Consider the following 23,299-nt stretch of genomic DNA (forward strand, 5'->3'; position numbering starts at 1 on the left):
GATGGCATGAGTCATCAAATTGCGGGGAAGACGCCGTGAATTTCAGCATAATATTTTGTGGATATTTCCAATGCCGGCAGCTTCTGCGGTGTGCATGCGCTTACTCGTGGTGACCACTGGGTGGACGCCAAAGCGCTAGAATGCGCGCTTTATTCGCATTCATAACGGGAGACTTCAATGACCCAACCCGTCAGCGTCCCGGCAAATGTCACGCTTCCCGAGCTTACGTTCCGGGGCATTTTGCTGGGCGCCCTGATCACCGTGATCTTCACGGCGTCGAACGTCTTCCTGGGGCTGAAGGTGGGCCTGACGTTTTCGTCCGCGATTCCGGCAGCCGTGATTTCGATGTCGGTGTTGCGCCTGTTCAAGGACGCGAACATCCTGGAAAACAACATGGTGCAGACGCAGGCTTCCGCGGCCGGCACCTTGTCTTCCATCATTTTCATCCTGCCCGCGCTGGTCATGATGGGCCACTGGCAAGGCTTTCCTTTCTGGCAGACGCTGGGCATCTGCGCGGCGGGCGGCATGTTGGGCGTGATGTTCACGATTCCGCTGCGCCACGTCATGGTGGTGCAAAGCAATCTGCCGTATCCGGAAGGCGTTGCGGCGGCCGAAATCCTGCGCGTGGGCAGTGCCGAACGCGCACAAGATGCGGCAGACGATGCCCAGGCAACGTCGGGGCAGCCGGTGACCAATACCGCTACCAAGCCGGTGGCGACCGGCATGGGTGACATCGTCGCCGGGGGCGTGGTGGCGGCGGCGGTCAGCTTTGCGGCCAGCGGCTTGCGGGTGCTGGGCGATAGCGTCAGCGGGTGGTTCGCGCTGGGCGGCGCGGTGTTCCGGTTGCCCATGGGCTTTTCGTTGGCCTTGCTGGGCGCGGGTTACCTGATCGGCGTCGTGGCGGGCCTGGCCATGTTGACGGGGCTGATCATTTCGTGGGGCATCGCCGTGCCGGTGTTGACCGCGATGGGCGACATGCCGGCCGGCCAATCGCTGGCGCAATACGCCACCGGCCTGTGGGCGTCGCAAGTGCGCTTCATTGGCGCGGGCGTGATCGGCGTGGGCGCCATCTGGACGCTGGCAACCCTGTTCATGCCGATGGCGCGTGGCGTCAAGGCCTCGTTCTCGGCGCTGACCAGCGCGGGCGCGGCCCGTGCCGGCAAAGCGCCTCGTACCGAACGCGACTTGTCGGCCGGCTGGATTTCAATAGTGACGCTGGTGCTGGTGGCGGTGTTGGTGGTGACCTTCCAGGTGTTCCTGTCGGGCGCGCCCGTGTCGGCCGCCGCCGTCTGGAAGCTGGTGGCGTACGCGGTGCTGTTCGCCTTTGTGTTTGGGTTTCTGGTGGCGGCCGCTTGCGGCTACATGGCGGGTTTGGTGGGTTCGTCGACCAGCCCGATTTCCGGCGTGGGCATCGTGGCCATCGTGTTGGTGTCTTTGTTGATGCTGACGTTGGGCGGCGAACTGCTACAGGCGCAAAACGGCGTGCAGATGGCGATTGCGTTGTCCATTTTCAGTACGTCGGCGGTGGTGGCCGTGGCTTCCATTTCCAATGACAACCTGCAAGATCTGAAGACCGGCTGGCTGGTTGGCGCCACGCCATGGCGCCAACAGGTAGCCTTGCTGATTGGCTGCGTGGTGGGCGCGGCGGTGATTTCACCCGTGCTGGAACTGCTTTACAACGCCTACGGCTTTGCCGATGCGATGCCACGCGCGGGCATGGACCCGGCGCAAGCCTTGTCCGCGCCGCAGGCCACGCTGATGCTGGCGATTACGCGTGGCATCTTCACGCACCAACTGAACTGGACGATGATCCTGATCGGCATGGCGGTGGGCGTGGCGCTGATCGTGGTGGACGAAATCCTGAAGCGCACCTGCCGCGTGGCGCGCATTCCGGTGTTGGCCGTGGGCATCGGGATCTATCTGCCGCCCACGGTGGCCGCGCCAATCGTGGCCGGCGCGGTGCTGGCGTGGTTGCTGGAACGCGCGCTGCGTCGTCGCGCCGCCGCGGCGGGCAAGCCATACGAGCAATTCGCCGACGCCGCGAACCGGCGTGGCGTGCTGATTGCGTCGGGCTTGATCGTGGGCGAAAGCCTGGTGGGGGTGTTGATGGCCGGCATCATTGGCGCGGCGGGTACGGATGCGCCGCTGGCCATCGCGGGCGAGGGCTTCGCGGTGACGGCGTCGTACCTGGGCTTGGCCGTGTTTGTATGGGTGGCGGTGCTGTTCTGGCGGCGCGTGATGCGGCTGGCCTGAGCCGGGCCATGGGCATTGAGACGGGCGCGTCGCGACGCGCCCGCCGCTGCCCGCCATCAAATCAATGTTCCTCGGCCTGCAAGGCCGCCGCGATGATGGCGCGGCGGTCGTGCGTCGCGCCGTTCAGGAACAGGTTCAGCAACACGGCCGACAGCGAGGCCAGCAAGATGCCCGATTCGATCAGGGTGTGCAGCGAATGCGGCATCCATTGTTTGAAGTTGGGCGCGATCAGCGGCACCATCCCGATGCCGATCGACACGGCCACGATCATGGAGTTGTGGCGGTTGCCCTTGAAGTCCACGCCAGACAGAATGCGGATGCCGGTCGCCGTCACCATGCCGAACATGACGATGCCCGCGCCGCCGAGCACCACGGTGGGCAACGATTCCACCAGCGCGGCCATCTTGGGCAGCAAGCCCAGCACCAGCAGGATGATGCCCCCCGCGACGCACACGAAGCGGCTCTTCACGCCGGTTACCGCAACCAAGCCCACGTTCTGCGAAAAGCTGGTGTACGGAAACGTGTTGAAGATGCCGCCGATCAAGGTGCCCAGCCCGTCCGTGCGCAGGCCGCGCGCCATGTTCTGCTGACTGATTTCGCGTTCGGTCATTTCCCCCAGCGCCAGGAACATGCCCGCCGATTCGATCATCACGACGACCATGATCAACGCCATGCTCAGGATCAACATGGGGTCGAAACGGGGCATGCCGAAATGGAAGGGCAGCACGATGTCGAACCAATCCGCCTGGCCGATTTTTTCGAACGTCATGATGCCGGTGGCCGATGCCACGATGGCGCCGATGACGATGCCCAGCAACACCGAAATGTTGGCGATGAAGCCCTTGGTGAATTTCACGATCAGCAGGATCGACGCCAGCACCAGCACGGCAATGCCAAAGCCGGTCAGGTCGGCATAACGCGGGTTCGGCATCGACGGCATGATGGCGAAGCCCTGCGGCACGGGCGGGATGGCGCTGCCCGGTGAGGTGACGTCGGCCAGCCATTTGGCATAGATGGGGTCGACGATGACGGGGGCGGTGGGGCCGGACGGGTTGCCGAACACCCAGTTGATGCCGACGCGCATCAACGTAATGCCGATGACCGTGATGATGGTGCCCGTGACCACGGGCGGGAAGAACCGCAGCATGCGGCTGATGACCGGGGCGATCAAAATCGAAATGATGCCGGCCCCGATGATGGTGCCGAACAGTAGCTGCGCGCCGCCCGGACCCGGGTTGGCGTTGGCCATCGCGACCATCGGCGCCACGGCCGCGAACGTGACACCCATCATGACGGGCAGCTTGATGCCGAACCACTGCGTGGCGCCCAGGGTCTGGATCAGCGTGACCAGCCCGCAACAGAACAGGTCGGCCGAGATCAGCATGGCGACTTCGTCTGGCGTCAGGTTCAAGGCGCGGCCGACGATCAAGGGCACGGCCACCGCGCCGGCATACATCACCAACACATGTTGCAGGCCCAACGCCGCGAGTTTGCCGGTAGGCAGGCGCTGGTCGACGGGATGGAGGTCTTGAGACGCGCCGGACGGCGCGGGCGATGCAGCCTGCATGGGAGTGTCTCCTGGCGGAGTGGGATGTCGGTCGGAAAATCCTGAAAAGCGTTCTTGTGTACGAGGAATGTATACAGGTATGCGCGGTCCTCGAAATGGAGGAAAACCCGCATCATATAAACATGTTTAGTTACGTTATGTAGGAATTGTCGCAGCTGGGCCGCGCGATGGGACAGGAGCCCGGCGGCCCCCGCCACGATCCGGCGCGATCAGGCCGGTGCCAGCAGGTCGGCCAACGTGCGCGCAATCACCTTGGTGGCGCGGCGCAGGTCTTCCAACACGACGCGTTCGTCGTTGCGTTTGGCATGGGATTCCAGCACGGTGCGCGGCCCGGCGCCGTAGATCACCCCGGGAATGCCGGCTTCGCCGTACAGGCGCACGTCGGTGTACAGCGGCGTTCCCATGGCCGGGATCGGTTCGCCGAACAGCACTTCGCCGTGTTTCTGGATGGCGTCGACCAGCGGCTGGTTGCCCGGCAGCGGACGCATCGAATTGGCCAGCAGCAGGCGCTTGATGTCGATGGTGATGCCGGGGGTGGCGGCAGCGGCTTCCTGGATGATCCGGCGGATGTCTGCTTCCACTTCAACGGCGTTTTCTTCGGGAATCATGCGGCGGTCCAGCTTGAAGCTGACCTTGCCGGGCACCACGTTCGTATTGGTGCCGCCTTCAATGCGTCCGACATTCAGGTACGGGTGGCTGATGCCGGGCACCTCGGACGTGACGTTCTGGTACAGCGCGTTCTGCGCATACAGCGCGTTCAGGATCTTGACCGCGCCTTGCAGCGCGTCCACGCCCGTGGACGGAATGGCGGCGTGCGCCATTTTGCCGTGTACCGTCACTTCCATTTGCAGGCAGCCGTTGTGCGCGGTAACGACCTCGTAGCTGAAGCCCGCGGCAATCATCAGGTCGGGTTTGGTCAGGCCTTGCGACAGCAGCCAGCCGGGGCCCAGCAAGCCGCCGAATTCTTCGTCATAGGTGAAGTGCAGTTCGACCGCGCCGTGGCTGGGCTTGGCCACCGCTTCCAGGGCGCGCACCGCGTAGGTGAAGCTGGCGAAGTCGCTTTTGCTGACTGCGGCGGCGCGCCCGTACAGGCTGCCGTTTTCGATTTCGGCACCGTAAGGGTCGTGTTGCCAGCCGTCGCCCGGGGGCACGACGTCGCCGTGCGCGTTCAGCGCGATGCGCCGGCCAGCGCCGTATTCGCGCCGCACGATCAGGTTGGTGATGGATTGCATGCCGTAGTCCTGCACCGCTTGCGCGGGCACGGGGTGCGCTTCGGCCTCAAGGCCCATTTCCTTGAGCAGTTCGGCGGTGCGCACGGCGTGCGGCGCGTTATTGCCGGGCGGCGTGTCGGTGGGCACGCGCACCAGCGATTGCAGGAAGCTCACCTGCTCGTCGAAGTGGGCGTCGATCCAGGCGTCTAGTCGGGCGTAATCGGTCATGGCGTTAGCGTTTGATGTCATTGGCAAGGTCGTCCAGCAGGTGCTGCATGGCATGCGCGGCCAGCTGGATGTCGTCGCGGGTGGTGGATTCGCGGGGGTTGTGGCTGATGCCGTGGTTCTGGCCGCGCACGAACAGCATGGCTTGCGGCATGACTTCGTGCAGCTTCATGGCGTCGTGCCCGGCACCGCTGGGCATGCGGTGCAGCGGCACGCCCAGCGCGTCGACGGCGCGTTCCCAACGCTGTTGCCAGGCAGGGTCGCTGGGCGCGGCGGCGGCGCGCATGGTTTCTTCAAGCGCATAGCGCAGGCCCCGGCGCGTGCAGATGGCGTCAAGTTCGGCCAGCACGTCATTGACCAGCGCGTCGCGTTGCGCATCGCTGGGCGCGCGCAGGTCCAGGCTAAAGCGGCATTCGCCCGGCACGACGTTGATGGATCCGCTAGGCACTTCCAGCATGCCGATGGTGCCTACCGAATCGCCATCGCGCGCGGCGCGTTGTTCGACATACAAGGCCAGTTCGGCGGTGGCGGTGGCGGCATCGCGGCGGCGGTTCATCGGCGTGGTGCCGGCATGGCAGGCCATGCCGAAGATCTGTGCCTGATAACGCACGCTGCCGTTGATCGATGTGACGATGCCCAGCGGCAGTCCCATTTCATACAGCACCGGGCCTTGCTCGATATGGACTTCGACAAACCCTAGATAGCGCGCCGGGTCGCGGCGCAGCTTCGGAATGTCGTCAATGCACAGGCCGGCATGCAGCATGGCGTCGCGCATGGTGACGCCTTGCGCGTCCTTCTGGTCCAGCCATTCGGGCTTGAAGTCGCCAATCAAGGCGCCGGAGCCCAGGAAGGTGGCGCGGTAGCGCTGGCCTTCTTCTTCGGCAAAGCCGATGACTTCCAGGTGATAGGGCAGGCGGCGACCTTGTCGATGCAGTTCACGCACGCAGGCCATGGGCACGAAAATTCCCAGGCGGCCGTCGTATTTGCCGCCATTGCGCACGGTGTCGTAGTGGCTGCCCGTCATCAATGTGGGGGCGTCGGGCTGCTGGGCACGATAGCGGCCCACCACGTTGCCGACGGCGTCGATTTCAACTTCGTCAAAGCCGCAATCTCGCATCCAGTGCGAGATGCGCTGCGCGCAGGCGCGGTGCGCTTCGGTCAGGTACGTGACGGTCAGCTGGCCTTTTTCGGCGTAACCGGGATCGCTGTGGATACTGAGCCGTTCCTGCCAGTCCCAGATGTCGTTGCCCAAGGTCAGGTCGCGTCCGAACTTGTCGGTCAGGCGAATTTCGACGATGCGATGGATATTGCGCAGCGCTTCTCGGATTTCGACGTCGGGCGGGTTATCCAGCCGCCGCGCAAATTCATCGATGATCTGCTGGCGCGACAGGCCCGTGCCGCGCGCGCCGCGCACGGCCAGAATGAACGGAAAACCGAAGCGCGCGTTGTAGTCGTTGTTCAGTTGTTGCAGCCGCGCCAGTTCGTCGGGCGAGCAATGCGTAAGTCCCGCCTGATCCTGTTCCTGGGTGGATTCGGCGGTCAGGCTGTTTTGCTGCATGGCGCGCCCCGCCAATTCCGGGTGCGCGCGGATCAGCGCCAGTTGTGCGTCGATATCGGCTTGATCCAGCACGTGGCGCAACTGATCCTGCAAATGCGCCAGCGACCGAAAAGGCCGGGCGGCGAGCGCCTGGCGGGCAATCCACGGCGAATGTTCGTACAGGCCGTCCAGCATGGCCAGCGCCGCGTCGGGCGTGGCGGCATTGAGTTGTTCCAGCGTGTGGGGCATGGTGGGGGCGCTCAACGGTTGGGGAGATAGGGGTGGGTGGCTTTCCAGTGCCGGGCGATGTCCAGGCGGCGGCATACCCAGACGCGGTCGTGGCGGGCAATGTGGTCCAGAAAGCGCTGTAGCGCCGTGATGCGCCCCGGGCGGCCCAGCAGCCGGCAGTGCATGCCGATGCTGAGCATCTTGGGCGCTTCGTCTCCTTCGGCGTAAAGCACGTCGAAGCTGTCCTTCAGGTACTGAAAGAAGGGGTCGGCGTGCGAATAGCCTTGCGGCAGCGCGAAGCGCATGTCGTTGCAGTCCAGCGTATAGGGCACGATCAGTTGCGGGACGACGGCGCCGTCGCTCTTTTTCACCTGCATCCAGAAGGGCAGGTCGTCGCCGTAGTAATCGCTGTCGTATTCGAAGCCGCCGTAGTCGGCCACCAGTCGGCGCGTGCGCGGGCTGTCGCGCCCGGTGTACCAGCCCAGCGGGCGGCTGCCTGTCAGCTGGGTGATAGCTTCCATGCCCAGGCGCATATGTTCGCGTTCGGTGGCTTCGTCCACGTTCTGGTAATGCACCCAGCGCCAGCCATGGCAGGCAATTTCGTGGCCCAATTCCGTGAACGCCGCCGTCAGTTCGGGGTGGCGCTGTAGCGCCATGCCCACACCGAACACGGTCAAGGGCAACTGCCGCTTTTCAAATTCGCGCAGGATGCGCCAGACGCCGGTGCGCGACCCGTATTCGTAGATGCCTTCCATGCTGAGATGGCGGTCGGGGTAGCTGGCCGGGTTGAACATTTCCGACAGGAATTGTTCAGAACCCGCATCGCCATGCAGCACGCTGTTTTCGCCGCCTTCTTCGTAGTTCAAAACGAATTGCACGGCAATGCGGGCCCGGTCGGGCCATTGCGCGTGCGGCGGATTGCGGCCGTAGCCGATCAGGTCGCGGGGGTACGGAAGCGTGGAGTCGTAGGTGTTCATGAATAGAGCGGGCATGGAGCCTGGAGGCGCGCGCAGCGGTAAGGAAAGAACTCAGTGGGCCAAGCGCGGATGAACGGACGGTTTCATGATGGGCTAAACAATAGCTGGAAAGCAATTAGCTGTATACAATTTATGTACATCATTAAGGATAACCATGAGACCGCCCCGCAGCCTTCGGGGCACACAGGAGACAACATGGGACTGACCACGCACGTACTCGACACCATGCACGGTTGCCCGGCCCAGGGCATGTCCGTGGCGCTATACGCCACACGCGGCGAATCCGCCACCTTGATCCAGGAATTCACGCTGAACCAGGACGGCCGCAGCGCCAAGCCCTTGTTTGCCGAGGCGGACTTGAAAGTGGGTACCTACAGACTGGTGTTCGACGTTGCCGCCTACTTCCAGGCGCGCGGCGTTGCCTTGCCCGAGCCCAACTTCTTGAATCGGGTCAGCCTTGACTTCGGGGTGGCGCATGCGGACCAGCACTATCACGTGCCGCTGTTGGTCAGCCCCTGGAGCTATTCCACGTATCGGGGCTCGTAAGCGGCAAGGCCCCTCACATCAGGGTATTCCTGATGCCACAGGGGGTGCGCGCGCATAGCCTTGTGAACAAAACCTGCATACAATTTCGTCCATCCTGATCGCAGCGGTGCGGGGCCCTTTAGCCTTGTGCGCGATCTATCTTCTGCTTACAGCGCCCGCGGTGGTAGGCAGTGCGGCGGAGCCTATCAAGGCCCGCCCACTGCGGGGGCGTGGATGGAAAGTTACTACCTGGATTGGGTCAACCTGTTGCTGCGTTGGGCCCACATCATTACCGGCATCGCATGGATCGGCACGTCGTTCTATTTCGTGATGCTGGACAACAGCCTTGAAAAACCGCAAGACGCCGAATCGCTCGCCAAGGGCGTGGGCGGCGAGCAATGGGCCGTGCACGGCGGCGGTTTCTACAACATGCAGAAGTACGCGGTGCAGCCCAAAAAGCTGCCCGAACATCTGCATTGGTCGTTCTGGGAAAGCTACAGCACCTGGCTGACCGGCTTTGCGCTGTTCACCATGTCGTACCTGTGGAACGCCAGCACCTACCTGATAGACCGGTCAAAAATGGACTGGCAGCCCGGCACCGCCGTGGCCGTCGCGCTGGCCTTCTTTGTGGTGTTCTGGATGGTCTACGACGGCATCTGCCGCCTGTTCGGGCGCGGCAAGCACGGTGACACGATCGTGGGGGTGCTGGTGGCGGTGTTCATCGCCCTGGCGTCCTGGCTGGCCTGCCACTGGTTCGCGGGCCGCGCGGCGTTCTTGCTGGTGGGCGCGATGATGGCCACCACCATGAGCGGCAACGTGTTCTTCTGGATCATCCCTGGGCAGCGCAAGAACGTGGCCGCGATGCGGGCGGGCAAGCCCGTCGACCCCGTCCATGGTCAGCGCGGCAAACAGCGCAGCGTGCACAACACGTATTTCACGCTGCCGGTGGTGTTCACCATGATGAGCAACCACTACAGCTTCACCTATACCCATCAGTACAACTGGATCGTTCTGCTGCTGATCATGCTGGGCGGCGCGGCGATCCGGCAATTCTTCGTGGTGCGCCATCGCTTCAAGCTGGGCAACGCGCGCAACCCGCTGCCGTATGTGCTGCTCGGCGTGGCGGTGCTGGGCTTGACCATCGTGTGGATGCGGCCCGCGCCCGTGGCGGCGTCGGCGGCGGTGGCCGCGCCCGCCGAGGTGGCGTTTGCGGAAGTACGCCATGTATTCGACCAGCGGTGCCTGCTATGCCACGGCGCACAGGTGCAGATGAAGAACGTGCGCCTGGATTCCGTTGAGCAGATCGCGGTTCACGCCCAGGCCGTATACCAGCAAGTGGTGGTGTCGAAAATCATGCCGATGGCTAATTCCACCGGCATGACCGACGACGAACGCGCGTTGATTGGCGCGTGGTTTCAGGCCGGCGCAAAAACCCGGTAGCCGGAGCGGGGCCGGTCAGCGCAAGTCGCCGGCCGGCCAGCCCATGGCCCCGAAGCCGGCGGGCGGGCCGTCGGCCTCAGCCGTTGCGGTACAGAAAGCTGTAGGCGTTGATCGCCGGCACCCCTCCCAGGTGCGCATACAGAACCTTCGACCCAGCCGGAATCTCGCCTCGGCGAACCAGATCCATCATGCCCTGCATCGACTTCCCCTCGTACACAGGGTCGGTCATCATGCCCTCCAGCCGCGCGCAGGTGCGGATGGCGTCGTTGGTTTCGGCTGACGGCAAGCCATACGCAGGATAGGCGTAGCGCGTATCCAGCACCACGTCGCTGTCGGCGATGCCTGCTTCCAGCCCGACCATATCCGCCGTGCGGCGCGCGATGCGCAGGATCTGCGCGCGGGTTTGTTCCGGTGTGGCCGATGCGTCGATGCCGATGACGCGGTTGGCCCGGCCGTCCGCCGCAAACCCGACCACCATGCCGGCCTGCGTGCTGCCGGTGACGGCGCAGACCACGATGTAGTCAAACTTGAATCCCAGGTCGGCTTCCTGGCGCCGCACCTCTTCGGCAAAGCCCACATAGCCCAGCCCGCCCAGTTCGTGGTCGGACGCGCCGGCCGGAATGGCGTAGGGCTTGCCGCCGCGTTTGCGCACGTCTTCCAGCGCCTCTTCCCAACTGCGCCGAAAGCCGATGTCAAAGCCTTGGTCCACCAGGCGCACGTCGGCGCCCATCAGGCGGCTCATCATGATGTTGCCGACGCGGTCGTAGACGGCGTCGGAATAGTCCACCCAGTTTTCCTGCACCAGCACGCAAGCCAGCCCCAGCTTGGCGGCCACCGCGGCCACCATGCGGGTGTGGTTGGATTGAATGCCGCCGATGGTGACCAGAGTGTCGCAACCTTGTTCCAGCGCTTGCGGAATCAGGTATTCCAGCTTGCGCAGCTTGTTGCCGCCGAACGCCAGGCCGCTGTTGCAGTCCTCGCGCTTGGCATAGATGTCGACCTTGCCGCCCAGATGCGCGGACAGGCGGTCCAGCTTTTCGATGGGGGTGTCGCCGAAGGTCAGGCGATGTCGGGGAAAGCGTTGCAGATCCATGCGGGCTCCTGTGATGGGATTCCGGCCGGCAAGTGAGGCTCGGGTGGAAAAATCATAGGAATCGCGGGCGGTAGCGGTCAATTGCGTATTTATGGATGAACGCGATATTAAAAATAGCAAAGAAAGATAATTTAGATTTAATATTTTCGGAAGAAAAACAATAACGAGATAATATTTTTAGGGACGCATGCAATGAGCGCGCTTGCCGGATTGGACCGTATTGATCGCCACATCCTTCGTCTCTTGCAAGACGATGCACAGATCACCAATCTGGATTTGAGTGCGCGCGTGCACCTGAGCCCGGCCGCCTGCTTGCGCCGGGTGGAAAAGCTGAAGGCCGAAGGGATCATCAAAAAGACGGTGGCGCTACTGGAGCCGGCCGACGTCGACATGGCCACGCTGGTCATCGTGGGCGTGGTGCTGGACCGTTCCACGCCCGACTCCTTCACCGACTTCGAGGAAGCGGCGCGCGGCATCAGCGGCTGCCTGGAATGCCACCTGGTGGCGGGCGAATTCGACTACTTCCTGATGCTGCGCATACGCGACCTGGAGCGCTTCAACAAGCTGCATGCGGGCGAGATCATCAAGCTGCCTGGCGTACGCCAGATTCGCACCTTTTTTGTGTTGAAAGAGATCTTGTCGACGACTGTCTTGCCGGTGTGACGCGGCTAATGCACAACACTCACGCATCGACGTGCTTGGCAATGACGCACTGCGGCATTTTGGAATGGCGGAAATTGATGGCGCGTAGACGTCGCAATGTCAGGGGTTGGCCGGACATTCCACGGCCGCATGCAGGCATTCCGAAAGGGCTTTTGCGCCACAAAAATGTCTCAAGACGCCCGTAAACTCAAAGGGTTATACTGCTCGGCATACGGCTTTCAAGGCTTGTACGCGCCTTCTGCCCCCTGCGATCCGCTAAACGGGAAGCCCGTGTCGCGGAAGGTTTTTCCTGCATCGTGTCGAGTGAAGCACTCGTAAAGGTGAAGCGATATGTCTTCGGAAATAGAATCTCTATCCACGTCTTATCTCTTTGGCGGTAACGCGCCATATGTTGAGGAGCTTTACGAAGCCTACCTCGACAATCCCGGTTCGGTTCCTGATAACTGGCGCGAATATTTCGACCAGTTGCAGCACGCTCCCGCAACCGACGGCCAGGAATCCACTCGCGACCAGGCCCACGCTCCCATCGTCGAATCGTTCGCCCAGCGCGCCAAGGCCAATGCCTTCGTGCAACGCTCCGCCGAACCCGACCTGAGCGTCGCCAGCAAGCAAGTGTCGGTGCAATCGCTGATTGCCGCCTACCGCTCGCTGGGTTCGCGCTGGGCCGATCTGGACCCCCTCAAGCGCCAGGAACGTCCGCAGATCCCGGAACTCGATCCCGCCTTCTACGGCCTGACCGAATCCGACCTGGACCAGACCTACTCGGCCACCAACACCTACTTCACGACCGCCAGCACCATGACGCTGCGCGACATCCTGAAGGCGCTGCGCGACACGTATTGCCGCAGCATCGGTGCTGAATTCACGCACATCTCCGACCCCGCCGCCAAGCGCTGGATCCAGGAACGCCTGGAAACCACGCTGGGTGCGCCCGCCTACTCGGTCGAAGAAAAGCGCCACATCCTGCAGCAGCTGACCGAGTCCGAAGGGCTTGAGCGCTTCCTGCACACCAAGTACGTCGGCCAGAAGCGCTTCTCGCTGGAAGGCGGCGAAAGCTTCATCGCCTCGATGGACGAAGTGGTGAACCACGCCGGCGAAAACGGCGTCCAGGAAATCGTGGTCGGCATGGCCCACCGCGGCCGCCTGAACCTGCTCGTGAACATCATGGGCAAGATGCCTGGCGACCTGTTCGCGGAGTTCGAAGGCAAGCACGCCGAAGGCCTGACCGACGGCGACGTGAAGTACCACAACGGCTTCTCGTCCGACCTGTCCACCCGTGGCGGTCCGGTCCACCTGTCGTTGGCCTTCAACCCGTCTCACCTTGAAATCGTCAACCCCGTCGTCGAAGGCAGCGCACGCGCTCGCCAGGAACGCCGCGGTGACACCGAAGGCAAGACCGTTCTGCCGGTGCTGGTGCACGGCGACGCGGCTTTTGCCGGCCAAGGCGTGGTCATGGAAACGCTGAACCTGGCCCAGACACGCGGCTACGGTACGGGCGGCACGCTGCACATCGTCATCAACAACCAGATCGGCTTCACCACGTCCGACCCGCGTGACTCGCGTTCGACGCTGTATTGCACCGACGTGGTCAAGATGATCGAAGCCCCGGTGTTCCATGTCAACGGCGACGACCCCGAAGCCGTGGTGTTCGTCACCAAGCTGGCCCTGGACTACCGCCTGCAATTCCGTCATGACATCGTTGTGGACATCGTTTGCTTCCGCAAGCTGGGCCACAACGAACAAGACACCCCGTCGCTGACGCAGCCGCTGATGTACAAGCGCATCGGCCATCACCCCGGCACGCGCAAGCTGTACGCCGACAAGCTGACCACGCAAGGCGTGCTGGCCGAAGGCGAAGCCGATCAACTGGTCAAGGACTACCGTCAACTGATGGAAGACGGCCAGCGCACGATTGAACCCGTGCTGACCGACTACAAGAGCAAGTACGCCATCGACTGGTCCCCGTTCCTGGGCGCCAAGTGGACGGACCAGGCCGACACCGCCGTGCCGCTGGCTGAACTCAAGCGCATCGGCGAACGCATCACGACGGTTCCGGAAGGCTTCACGGTGCACCCGCTGGTCGCCAAGCTGCTGAACGACCGCCGCACGATGGCCAAGGGCGAAATGAACCTGGACTGGGGCATGGGCGAACACCTCGCCTTCGCAACCCTGGTTTCCTCGGGCTACGCCATCCGCATCACCGGCCAGGACTCGGGCCGTGGCACGTTCACGCACCGCCACGCCGTGTTGCACGACCAGAACCGCGAACGCTGGAACGACGGCACCTACATTCCGCTGCAGAACGTCTCGGAAGGCCAGGCTCCGTTCACCGTCATCGACTCCGTGCTGTCCGAAGAGGCGGTGCTGGGCTTCGAATACGGTTACTCCAGCGCTGAACCGAACACGCTGACCATCTGGGAAGGCCAGTTTGGCGACTTCGTCAACGGCGCCCAGGTCGTGATCGACCAGTTCATCAGCTCCGGCGAAGCCAAGTGGGGCCGCCAGTCGGGCCTGACCCTGATGCTGCCGCACGGCTACGAAGGCCAAGGCCCCGAGCACTCGTCGGGCCGCATCGAGCGCTTCCTGCAACTGTGCGCCGACAACAACATGCAAGTGGTCCAGCCGACCTCTGCCTCGCAGATCTTCCACGTTCTGCGTCGCCAGATGATCCGCCCGTTCCGCAAGCCGCTGGTGCTGTTCACGCCGAAGTCGCTGCTGCGTAACAAGGACGCGGGTTCGCCCCTGACCGATCTGGCGGGCGGCAGCTTCCAGCCGGTGATCGGCGAAGTCGACGACACCATCGACGCCAGCAAGGTCAAGCGCGTTCTGGCTTGCTCGGGCAAGGTGTACTACGACCTGGTCAACGCCCGCCGCGAGCGTGGCGCCGACAACGTCGCCATCGTCCGCGTCGAGCAGCTGTACCCGTTTGCGCACAAGTCGTTCGAAACGGAACTGCGCAAGTACCCGAAGGCCACCGAAGTGATCTGGGTTCAGGACGAACCGCAGAACCAAGGCGCCTGGTTCTACGTTCAGCATCACGTGTACGAGAACATGGTGGAAGGCCAGAAGCTGGGCTACGCCGGCCGCGCCGCGTCGGCATCGCCGGCCGTGGGCTACCTGGCCAAGCACCAGGAACAGCAGAAGGCCCTGATCGAGACGGCTTTCGCGCCCAAGTTCAAGGTCATGTTGACGAAGTAACCCTGACTTGATGCACGCGCTGCGCGCGGCAAGCGTTTTGGAACCTGCTTTCGAACCTTGCCGCGCCGCGTGACCAGAACACACACTTTACGGAACAAACAAAATGGCTATTACCGACGTCGTCGTCCCCCAACTTTCCGAATCCGTCTCCGAAGCGACCCTGCTGACCTGGAAGAAGCAGCCGGGCGCTGCCGTTGAAGCGGACGAAATCCTGATCGAAGTCGAAACCGACAAGGTCGTGCTGGAAGTGCCGGCTCCCGCCTCGGGCGTGCTGGCTGAAATCGTCAAGGGCGATGGCAGCACCGTGACCTCGGGCGAAGTGCTGGCCCGCATCGACACCGCCGCCAAGGCCGCCGCCGCCGCGACCGCCCCGGCCGAAGCCCCCAAGGCCGCTGAACAAGCCGCTGCCGCCCCGGCACCCGCCGCCGCGCCCGCTTCGTCGGCTGCCGCCGGCGTGGCATCGCCCGCCGCCGCCAAGATCCTGGCCGAGAAGGGCGTTGACGCCGCTTCCGTGTCCGGCACCGGCCGCGACGGCCGCGTGACCAAGGGCGACGCCCTGGCCGCCGGCGCTCCTGCCGCCAAGGCCGCTCCGGCCAAGGCGCCGGCTGCTCCCGCCCCGACCACGCTGTCGCTGGACGGCCGTCCGGAACAGCGCGTGCCGATGAGCCGCCTGCGCGCCCGCATCGCCGAGCGCCTGCTGCAATCGCAGCAAGAAAACGCAATCCTGACCACGTTCAACGAAGTGAACATGCAAGCGGTCATCGATCTGCGTAGCAAGTACAAGGACAAGTTCGAAAAGGAACACGGCATCAAGCTGGGCTTCATGTCGTTCTTCGTCAAGGCCGCCGTGGCTGCCCTGAAGAAGTACCCGCTGATCAACGCCTCGATCGACGGCAAGGACATCATCTATCACGGCTACTTCGACATCGGTATCGCTGTCGGCAGCCCGCGTGGCCTGGTGGTGCCGATCCTGCGCAACGCCGACCAGCTGTCCATCGCTGAAATCGAAAAGACCATCGCCGACTTCGGCCGCCGCGCCGCTGACGGCAAGCTGGGCATTGAAGAAATGACCGGCGGTACGTTCTCGATCTCCAACGGTGGCGTGTTCGGTTCGATGCTGTCGACCCCGATCATCAACCCGCCGCAATCGGCCATCCTGGGCGTGCACGCCACCAAGGATCGCGCTGTTGTCGAAAACGGCCAGATCGTCATCCGCCCGATGAATTACCTGGCGCTGTCCTATGACCACCGCATCATCGACGGCCGCGAAGCCGTGCTGGGCCTGGTCGCCATGAAGGACGCCCTGGAAGATCCGCAGCGTCTGTTGCTGGACCTGTAATCTCGACGCCCCGCGTGGCGCCGCTCCGGGCCTTCCGGATCGCGGCGCCCCGGCCGGCCCGGCGCCGGCCTCCGGCTCACTAGCGTCGGGCGGGGCGTGTTCCACCCCACACTCATCCGCGAGAACACTATGTCCAAACAATTTGACGTCGTCGTGATCGGCGCAGGCCCTGGCGGCTACATCGCCGCTATTCGCGCAGCCCAACTGGGCATGTCGGTCGCTTGCATCGACGCCTGGCAAAACGGCCAAGGCGGCCCGGCTCCCGGCGGCACCTGCACCAACGTTGGCTGCATCCCATCCAAGGCGCTGCTGCAATCGTCCGAACACTTTGAACAAGCCAACCACCACTTCGCCGAACACGGCATCGAAGTCAAGGGCGTCAGCCTGAAGCTCGATACGCTGATCGGCCGCAAGAACACGGTGGTCAAGCAGAACAACGACGGCATCCTGTACCTGTTCAAGAAGAACAAGGTCACCTTCTTCCACGGCAAGGGCGCGTTCAGCGGCCAAGTGGAAGGCGGCTGGGCCATCAAGGTCACCGGCACCGCCGAAGAAGACCTGGTGGCCAAGCACGTGGTGGTGGCGACCGGTTCGTCGGCTCGCGAACTGCCCGGCCTGCCGTTCGACGAAAAGGTTGTGCTGTCCAACGACGGCGCGCTGAACATCGGCGGCGTCCCCAAGACGCTGGGCGTGATCGGCGCCGGTGTGATCGGCCTGGAAATGGGCAGCGTGTGGCGCCGCCTGGGTTCCGACGTCACCATCCTGGAAGCGATGCCGGAATTCCTGGCCGCCGCTGACAGCCAGGTGGCCAAGGAAGCGCTGAAGGCGTTCACCAAGCAAGGCCTGAACATCCAGATGGGTGTGAAGATCGGCGAGATCAAGGCCACCGCCAAGTCGGTGACCGTGCCTTACGTCGACGCCAAGGGCGCCGAACAAAAGCTGGTGGTCGACAAGCTGATCGTCTCGATCGGCCGCGTGCCTTACACCGGCGGCCTGAACGCCGACGCCGTGGGCTTGAAGCTGGACGAACGCGGCTTCGTGGCCGTGGACGGCGACTGCAAGACCAACCTGCAAAACGTCTGGGCAGTGGGTGACGTCGTGCGTGGCCCGATGCTGGCGCACAAGGCCGAAGAAGAAGGCGTGGCGGTTGCCGAGCGCATCGCCGGCCAGCATGGCCACGTCAACTTCGACACCGTGCCGTGGGTGATCTACACGTCGCCGGAAATTGCCTGGGTCGGCAAGACCGAGCAGCAGCTCAAGGCCGAAGGCCGCGAGTACAAGGCCGGCAGCTTCCCGTTCCTGGCCAACGGCCGCGCCCGCGCGCTGGGCGACACCACCGGTTTTGCCAAGGTGATCGCCGATGCCAAGACCGACGAAGTCCTGGGCGTGCACATCGTGGGCCCGATGGCCTCGGAACTGATCTCGGAAGCCGTGACCATCATGGAATTCCGTGGCGCCGCCGAAGACATCGCCCGCATCTGCCACGCGCACCCGACGCTGTCGGAAGCCGTGAAGGAAGCCGCTCTGGCCGTGGACAAGCGCGCGCTGAATTTCTAAGCGTCCTTGACCTGAGCTAGACAGGGGGCGGGTTCAAGGACCCGCCCTTTTTTCATTTTGGTTGCTTGAGCTGAACCCCATGAACGTCCTCGAATACTACGAACACGCCCTGGCCGAACGTGGCTACAAGCCCGATGCCGCGCAAAAGCTGGCCATCGACCGCTTGCAGCGCTATTACGACGAGTGGGTCAAGTTCAAGTCGATGCGCTCGAATGCCCTGAAAAAGCTGCTGAACCGGCCCGACGTGCCGCGTGGCGTGTATCTGTGGGGTGGGGTGGGGCGCGGCAAGAGCTTCCTGATGGACGCCTTCTACGCGACCGTGCCCGTGGTGCGCAAGACGCGCCTGCACTTTCACGAGTTCATGCGCGGCGTGCATCGCGAGCTGGAAGAAGTAAAGGGCATGCAAGACCCGCTGGACGAAGTGGCCAAGCGCGTCGCCAAGCGTTACCGGCTGATCTGCTTTGACGAGTTCCACGTGTCGGACGTGGCCGACGCGATGATCCTGCATCGGCTGCTGCTCAAGCTGTTTGAATACGGCACGTCGTTCATCATGACGTCCAACTACGAACCGTCCACCTTGTACACGGACGGCCTGCACCGCGACCGCGTGCTGCCCGCCATTGCGCTGATCCAGTCGCGCATGGACGTGATGAACGTGGACGCGGGCGTGGACTACCGCCGCCGCTCGCTGGAGCAGGTGCAGTGTTATCACACGCCGCTGGACGAACACGCGCAGGCTGCGCTGAAGAAGGCGTTCGACAGCCTTGCCGATACGCCGCCGCAGGAGCCCTTGCTGCACATCGAGCACCGCGAGATCCGCGCCGTGGCGCTGGCCGGTTCGGTGGTGTGGTTTGATTTCGCCACGCTTTGCGGCGGGCCGCGTTCGCAAAACGACTACCTGGAATTGGCCAACCGATTCCACGCCGTGATCCTGTCGGGCGTGCCCAGGATGGGCCCGCGCCAGGCATCCGAGGCGCGCCGCTTCACCTGGTTGATCGACGTGTTCTACGACCACCGCGTCAAGCTCATCATGTCGGCTGAGTGCGAGCCCGAAGAGATCTACACGGAAGGGGCGCTGGCCAACGAATTCCATCGCACCGTCTCGCGCATTCTTGAAATGCAATCGCGCGAATATCTGGAATCCGAGCGCCGCCTGACGGCGACGTTGTAGTAATGCCGCAAGCGGCCCGTCTGGGGCGAGCCGCTTGTACATAGCATTGGTAATGCAAGTCATTATCACTTAAGATTTTGACACTTCAGGTTCCGCACCGCGGTCTCAATTGTGTCTTCCTCTTTGTTTTCCCCACCGGCTACGTGCGCGGACGCCGCGATCGCGCCTGTTGACGGGCTGTATCGCGAGCACCGGCCATGGCTGTTTGGATGGTTGCGCCGCAAGCTGGGCTGCGAGCATCGCGCCGAAGATCTGGCACAGGACGTTTTTGTCCGGCTGATTCAGGGCCGCAAGGCGGTGCGCGCGACCGATGCACGCGCCTTGCTGACCACGATCGCGAAGGGGCTGGTTGTGGACCATCAGCGCCATGCCGCGCTGGAATATGCCTATCTGAACTACCTGGCCACGCTTGAGCAGGCTTACGCCCCGTCGCCCGAGACACAGGCCGAACAACTGCAAGCGCTGGTGCGTCTGGACCGCCTGCTTGACGGCTTGCCGTCCAAGGCGCGTTCCGCATTTCTGATGTCGCAGCTGGATGGGCTGACCTATCCCGACATCGCGCAGCGTCTGGGCGTATCGCTCAGTTCCGTTCAGCAGTACATGGTGCGGGCGATGGCCGCCTGCTATGCCGCATTCTATGAATAACGCCGCCCGAGGCGCCCCGCCGGATGCCGTGGTGCGCCAGGCCATCGCCTGGTGGACCCGCTTGCAAAGTGGCGTGGCGAATGCCCGCGACCACGAGTCCTGTCGCGCGTGGCTGGATGCGGATGCTGCCCATCGACAAGCCTGGGATCGCCTGGAGGCCATCGGCCGCGATACGCGCCGCGTGCCGGCGGCGTTGGCCCATGCCGCGTTGAGCTCGCCAAGCTCCCGGGGCCGCCGCAACGCATTGCGCGGCTTGCTGAGCCTGACGGGCGTGGCCGCCATCGGATGGGCAGGCTATCGGCACACGCCCTGGCAACGCCTGGCGGCTGACCTTAGCACCCGCGTGGGGGAACGCCGTACCGTGGCGCTGGCCGACGGCCTGACCATCACGCTGAACAGCGATAGCGCCGTGCGCCTGCATCTGTCGGGCGCCGCGCGCGGCATCGACCTGCTGCGCGGCGAGATGTTGGTAAATACGCAACCGCGCGCGGGCGTGGATGCGCTGCGCGTGATCGCGGGCGATGGCGAACTGCGTGCCGAGCGCGCGCGGTTCGATCTGCATCGCACCGACGCAGGCTTGAGGCTGGGCGTGTACGAAGGCAGCGTGGGACTGTTGCGCCAGGGCGCCTGGACGCACGCCGACGCCGGCGAGCGGCTGGCCTACACCGACCCCGACGCCGGCGCCGACGAGCTCGTGCGCAGCGCCGTTGACCCCGATCGGTTGGCCTGGGTGGATGGCATGGTGGTGGCCAAGGAGTGGCGGCTGGACGCGTTTGCGCGCTATCTGGCGCGCCAGCGCGTGGGCGTGATCCGCGTGGACCCCGCAGTGGCCGCCCTGACGCTGTCGGGCGTGTTCCCGCTGGACGATGCGGAACGGGCGTTGAAGGCGCTTGAGCCCGCGCTGCCCATCACGGTCACGCGGCACACGCAGTATTGGTTGCAGGTCGATCCTCGGCAAATCTGAGCGTTACAACTTTTTTGCCGGATGTCTTGCAGGTTTTTGCTTCCCGTACGGAAAGGCAGGGATAGATCACCGTACAGGGAGAGTTTCGTGTCTGCTTCATCTCAATCGCGCCTGCGCGCCACACTGACGGCCGGCCGCAAGGCCGTGCTGACCGCCACTTGCGCGGGCGCGCTTGCCGCCGGCATGCCCGCTGCGTGGGCACAGTCCGCGCCCGCCGCCGCCAACGCGCAGCGCAGCTACCAGATTCCCGCCGGTGCGCTGGCCGATGTGTTGACGCAGTTCGCCCGCACGGCTGGCGTGGTGCTGTCGTTCGATCCGGCTTTGGTGCGCGGCCAGCGATCCGACGGTTTGAATGGTGGCTATTCCGTGGGCGCCGGCTTTGCGCGCGTCTTGTCGGGCAGCGGCCTGCAGGCGCGTGCGCAATCCGGCAATACCTGGACGCTGGTGCCCGCGCCTGCCTCGCCGTCAGGTGACGCGCATGTGCTGGCGCCGGTGACGGTGTCCGGCATGGCGGAAAGCGCGCTGGCGCCCACGGTGGGCTATGTGGCCAGCGCCAGCGTCAGCGCGACCAAGACCGACACACCGCTGATTGAAACGCCGCAATCGGTGTCGGTCATCACGCGCGAACAGATCACGGAGCAGGGCGCGCAGACGCTCAACCAGGTGCTGCGATACACCGCCGGCGTGGCGACCGAATCGCGCGGCGCCACCGCCACGCGGCTGGACCAGTTCAATGTGCGGGGCTTTTCCGCATCGTCTTATCTGGACGGCCTGCGCGTATTCGGTGGCCGCGATGCGCTGCCGCAAGTCGATGCCTATCGTCTCGAACGGGTGGACGTGCTGAAGGGCCCGGCGTCGGTCATGTACGGCCAGGGAGGCCCGGGCGGCGTGGTGAACCAGGTCAGCAAGCGACCGCTGGAAGAGACGCTGCGCGAAGTGGAGGTGCAGGTCGGCAACTACGACTATGGCCGAGCCAACTTCGACTTTGGCGGGCCGGTCGATGAAGACGGCAAGTTCTTGTATCGCCTGGTCGGCGCCGGCTATATGTCGGACGGCCAGGTGAAGGACACCAAAGAGCGCCGCTATTTTGTGTCGCCGGCCTTCACGTGGAAGCCCAGTGGCGATACCTCGCTGACCGTGCTGACCAATTTCCAGCGCGATCCGGACATGGGTTCGTACGGCAGCGTGTCGTCCATGCGTACGCTGTTGTCGGCGCCGGACGGCATCCGCCTGCCGGCGGATTACTACGATGGCGACGCCAATTTCGAAAAGAGCGACCGCAAGAGCTATTCATTGGGCTACGTGCTGGACCACCGGTTCAACGACACGTTCAAAGCCACGCAAAGCCTGCGCTGGACCCGTTCCGAAGCCAAGTACCGCAGCGTCTACGGCGCCATGACGAACAACTACGGCTATACGGACCGCACCTATCTGTACCAGCAGCGCGCGGCGATCGCCACGGACGTGGACGTGGGCGCACTGACCATCGACAACAATGTGCAGGCCCGCTTCAACACCGGCAGCTTTGGTCACACCGCGTTGCTGGGCTTTGACTACCAGCACGTGAAGACAGACACGTTGTCGGGATCGGGCAGCGCGCCGCCGCTGTACGTGTTGAACCCGGATAACCGACAGCACATCGCCACTCCGGCATTTTCGTCGGATGCCACGTCCAGGCAGTACCAGGCCGGCTTGTACTTCCAGGACCAGATCAAGATCGACCGCCTGTCGGTGTTGCTGGGCGGGCGCTATGACTGGGCCCGCACCGTGGGCGAAACCACGGCAATTTCCAGCGGCCGCGTCACCCCGTCGTCGCTAACCGCCGAGAAGTTCACGGGCCGCGCGGGCGTCATCTACAACTTCGATAATGGCGTGGCGCCGTACTTCAGCTATTCGGAATCGTTCGAGCCGCAGTCGGGCACGGGTTGGCAAAACGTGCCGTTCAAGCCCATCGAGGGCAAGCAATACGAAGTCGGCATCAAGTACCAGCCGCCGGGCAGCGCAACGTTGCTGACCTTCGCCGCCTTTGATATCCGACGCGAGAACATGACGACAACCGATCCGGATCCCACCCACGTATGCGGCACGGCCGGCGGGCGCTGCTCGATCCAGGCGGGCGAGCTGCGCACGCAGGGGATCGAGCTGGAAGCCAAGAGCGAGCCGCTGCGCGGCCTGACGCTGGTGGCGGCGTATTCGCTGATGGACAACGAATATTCCAAGGCCAATCCGAACCTGGCGGGCTTGAACCTCAAAGGTAAATCGCCGGCCGGCGTACCGTCGCAACAGGCGTCCGCATGGGCACGCTACCAGCTGCAAGGGGGGCCGCTGGCGGGCATGGGCGTGGGCGGTGGCGTCCGTTATATCGGCTCGTCGTTCGTTGACGAAGCCAATACCTACAAGGTGCCTTCCGTCACGCTGTTCGACTTGATGCTGGACTATGACCTGGGCCGCGTGTCGCCTTCGTTGAAGGGCATGCAAGTGGCGTTGAACGTGCAGAACCTGTTCGACAAGGAGTATGTCGCGTCGTGCCTGGGTGAGTCCTGGTGCTGGTACGGTTACCAGCGTTCGGTGAAGGCCAGCGTGCGTTATCGCTGGTAAAGCGGGAGTACGACGCGCGGCAGGTTGCGCCGCAGCGGGCGGACCGATGGCCCGCCCGCTGCACTTCAGGGGCTGCACTTCCGGGGCTGCACCCCGGAGGCTGCGTTT

The 23,299-nt window shown here is 63.9% G+C and carries 16 protein-coding genes; 11 read left to right on the forward strand and 5 right to left on the reverse strand.

The genetic code is table 11. The annotated features are described in order from the left end of the window. Positions 1-177 precede the first annotated feature (177 nt). A complete protein-coding gene (locus YH64_RS01100) occupies positions 178-2,253 on the forward strand; it encodes an OPT family oligopeptide transporter (protein WP_143215206.1) in 2,076 nt (691 codons plus the stop codon). Between the two features lie 61 nt (positions 2,254-2,314). On the opposite strand, the gene YH64_RS01105 is transcribed toward YH64_RS01100, so the two are convergent. From YH64_RS01105 to puuE, 4 genes are all read right to left on the reverse strand, one after another. After that, positions 2,315-3,820 carry a nucleobase:cation symporter-2 family protein gene (locus YH64_RS01105; protein WP_046802666.1) on the reverse strand — a complete coding sequence of 502 codons (1,506 nt, stop codon included), beginning with the start codon at positions 3,818-3,820 and terminating at the stop codon, positions 2,315-2,317. Between the two features lie 209 nt (positions 3,821-4,029). Beyond that, positions 4,030-5,259 (reverse strand): M20/M25/M40 family metallo-hydrolase, encoded by a 1,230-nt coding sequence (locus YH64_RS01110; RefSeq protein WP_046802667.1) that lies wholly within the window; start codon positions 5,257-5,259, stop codon positions 4,030-4,032. A gap of 4 nt (positions 5,260-5,263) precedes the next feature. After that, positions 5,264-7,042: a 2-oxo-4-hydroxy-4-carboxy-5-ureidoimidazoline decarboxylase gene (gene uraD, locus YH64_RS01115; RefSeq protein WP_046802868.1), complete on the reverse strand. Its 1,779-nt coding sequence runs from the start codon at positions 7,040-7,042 to the stop codon at positions 5,264-5,266. A gap of 11 nt (positions 7,043-7,053) precedes the next feature. Continuing rightward, entirely contained in the window at positions 7,054-7,998 is a 945-nt protein-coding gene (gene puuE / locus YH64_RS01120) for an allantoinase PuuE (protein WP_046802668.1), read from the reverse strand. Positions 7,999-8,193: 195 nt separating this feature from the next. Here puuE and uraH point away from each other — a divergent pair, with 195 nt between their 5' ends. Together uraH and YH64_RS01130 are read left to right on the forward strand one after the other, a co-directional pair. After that, positions 8,194-8,544 (forward strand): hydroxyisourate hydrolase, encoded by a 351-nt coding sequence (uraH, locus tag YH64_RS01125; RefSeq protein ID WP_046802669.1) that lies wholly within the window; start codon positions 8,194-8,196, stop codon positions 8,542-8,544. 213 nt (positions 8,545-8,757) lie between these two features. Further along, entirely contained in the window at positions 8,758-9,963 is a 1,206-nt protein-coding gene (locus YH64_RS01130; protein WP_046802670.1) for a urate hydroxylase PuuD, read from the forward strand. Positions 9,964-10,039: 76 nt separating this feature from the next. Here YH64_RS01130 and YH64_RS01135 read toward each other — a convergent pair whose 3' ends face one another. Then, positions 10,040-11,056, reverse strand: a complete 1,017-nt coding sequence (locus YH64_RS01135; RefSeq protein WP_046802671.1) for a 1-aminocyclopropane-1-carboxylate deaminase — start codon at positions 11,054-11,056, stop codon at positions 10,040-10,042. Between the two features lie 192 nt (positions 11,057-11,248). Between YH64_RS01135 and YH64_RS01140 the strand changes: the two genes are divergently transcribed. The 8 genes from YH64_RS01140 to YH64_RS01175 all read left to right on the forward strand — a co-directional run bounded on the left by YH64_RS01140 (position 11,249) and on the right by YH64_RS01175 (position 23,191). After that, positions 11,249-11,719: an Lrp/AsnC family transcriptional regulator gene (locus YH64_RS01140; RefSeq protein ID WP_046802672.1), complete on the forward strand. Its 471-nt coding sequence runs from the start codon at positions 11,249-11,251 to the stop codon at positions 11,717-11,719. Positions 11,720-12,049: 330 nt separating this feature from the next. Then, entirely contained in the window at positions 12,050-14,917 is a 2,868-nt protein-coding gene (locus tag YH64_RS01145; RefSeq protein WP_046802673.1) for a 2-oxoglutarate dehydrogenase E1 component, read from the forward strand. A 103-nt stretch (positions 14,918-15,020) separates the two neighbouring features. Further along, positions 15,021-16,256, forward strand: a complete 1,236-nt coding sequence (gene odhB / locus YH64_RS01150; protein WP_046802674.1) for a 2-oxoglutarate dehydrogenase complex dihydrolipoyllysine-residue succinyltransferase — start codon at positions 15,021-15,023, stop codon at positions 16,254-16,256. 129 nt (positions 16,257-16,385) lie between these two features. Beyond that, entirely contained in the window at positions 16,386-17,813 is a 1,428-nt protein-coding gene (lpdA, locus tag YH64_RS01155) for a dihydrolipoyl dehydrogenase (protein ID WP_046802675.1), read from the forward strand. A gap of 79 nt (positions 17,814-17,892) precedes the next feature. Then, positions 17,893-18,984, forward strand: coding sequence for a cell division protein ZapE (gene zapE / locus YH64_RS01160; protein ID WP_046802676.1), 1,092 nt, complete (start codon positions 17,893-17,895; stop codon positions 18,982-18,984). Positions 18,985-19,095: 111 nt separating this feature from the next. After that, entirely contained in the window at positions 19,096-19,629 is a 534-nt protein-coding gene (locus YH64_RS01165; protein ID WP_143215207.1) for a sigma-70 family RNA polymerase sigma factor, read from the forward strand. Then, positions 19,622-20,593, forward strand: a complete 972-nt coding sequence (locus YH64_RS01170; protein ID WP_046802678.1) for a FecR domain-containing protein — start codon at positions 19,622-19,624, stop codon at positions 20,591-20,593. The genes YH64_RS01165 and YH64_RS01170 overlap by 8 nt, the downstream gene beginning before the upstream one ends. Before the next feature lie 183 nt (positions 20,594-20,776). Beyond that, positions 20,777-23,191 (forward strand): TonB-dependent siderophore receptor, encoded by a 2,415-nt coding sequence (locus tag YH64_RS01175; protein WP_255444080.1) that lies wholly within the window; start codon positions 20,777-20,779, stop codon positions 23,189-23,191. Positions 23,192-23,299 lie beyond the last annotated feature (108 nt).

The organism is Achromobacter sp. LC458, from assembly GCF_001005835.2.
Classification (GTDB): Bacteria; Pseudomonadota; Gammaproteobacteria; order Burkholderiales; family Burkholderiaceae_B; genus Achromobacter; species Achromobacter spanius_B.

Bases quoted from the DNA above. Each gene is read 5' to 3' on its own strand.
- puuE (WP_046802668.1), bottom strand. From the start codon at position 7,998: ATGAACACCTACGACTCCACGCTTCCGTACCCCCGCGACCTGATCGGC.
- YH64_RS01170 (WP_046802678.1), top strand. From the start codon at position 19,622: ATGAATAACGCCGCCCGAGGCGCCCCGCCGGATGCCGTGGTGCGCCAG.
- YH64_RS01135 (WP_046802671.1), bottom strand. From the start codon at position 11,056: ATGGATCTGCAACGCTTTCCCCGACATCGCCTGACCTTCGGCGACACC.
- zapE (WP_046802676.1), top strand. From the start codon at position 17,893: ATGAACGTCCTCGAATACTACGAACACGCCCTGGCCGAACGTGGCTAC.
- YH64_RS01145 (WP_046802673.1), top strand. From the start codon at position 12,050: ATGTCTTCGGAAATAGAATCTCTATCCACGTCTTATCTCTTTGGCGGT.
- uraD (WP_046802868.1), bottom strand. From the start codon at position 7,042: ATGCCCCACACGCTGGAACAACTCAATGCCGCCACGCCCGACGCGGCG.
- YH64_RS01100 (WP_143215206.1), top strand. From the start codon at position 178: ATGACCCAACCCGTCAGCGTCCCGGCAAATGTCACGCTTCCCGAGCTT.
- uraH (WP_046802669.1), top strand. From the start codon at position 8,194: ATGGGACTGACCACGCACGTACTCGACACCATGCACGGTTGCCCGGCC.
- lpdA (WP_046802675.1), top strand. From the start codon at position 16,386: ATGTCCAAACAATTTGACGTCGTCGTGATCGGCGCAGGCCCTGGCGGC.
- YH64_RS01175 (WP_255444080.1), top strand. From the start codon at position 20,777: ATGCCCGCTGCGTGGGCACAGTCCGCGCCCGCCGCCGCCAACGCGCAG.
- YH64_RS01105 (WP_046802666.1), bottom strand. From the start codon at position 3,820: ATGCAGGCTGCATCGCCCGCGCCGTCCGGCGCGTCTCAAGACCTCCAT.
- YH64_RS01130 (WP_046802670.1), top strand. From the start codon at position 8,758: ATGGAAAGTTACTACCTGGATTGGGTCAACCTGTTGCTGCGTTGGGCC.
- odhB (WP_046802674.1), top strand. From the start codon at position 15,021: ATGGCTATTACCGACGTCGTCGTCCCCCAACTTTCCGAATCCGTCTCC.
- YH64_RS01140 (WP_046802672.1), top strand. From the start codon at position 11,249: ATGAGCGCGCTTGCCGGATTGGACCGTATTGATCGCCACATCCTTCGT.
- YH64_RS01110 (WP_046802667.1), bottom strand. From the start codon at position 5,259: ATGACCGATTACGCCCGACTAGACGCCTGGATCGACGCCCACTTCGAC.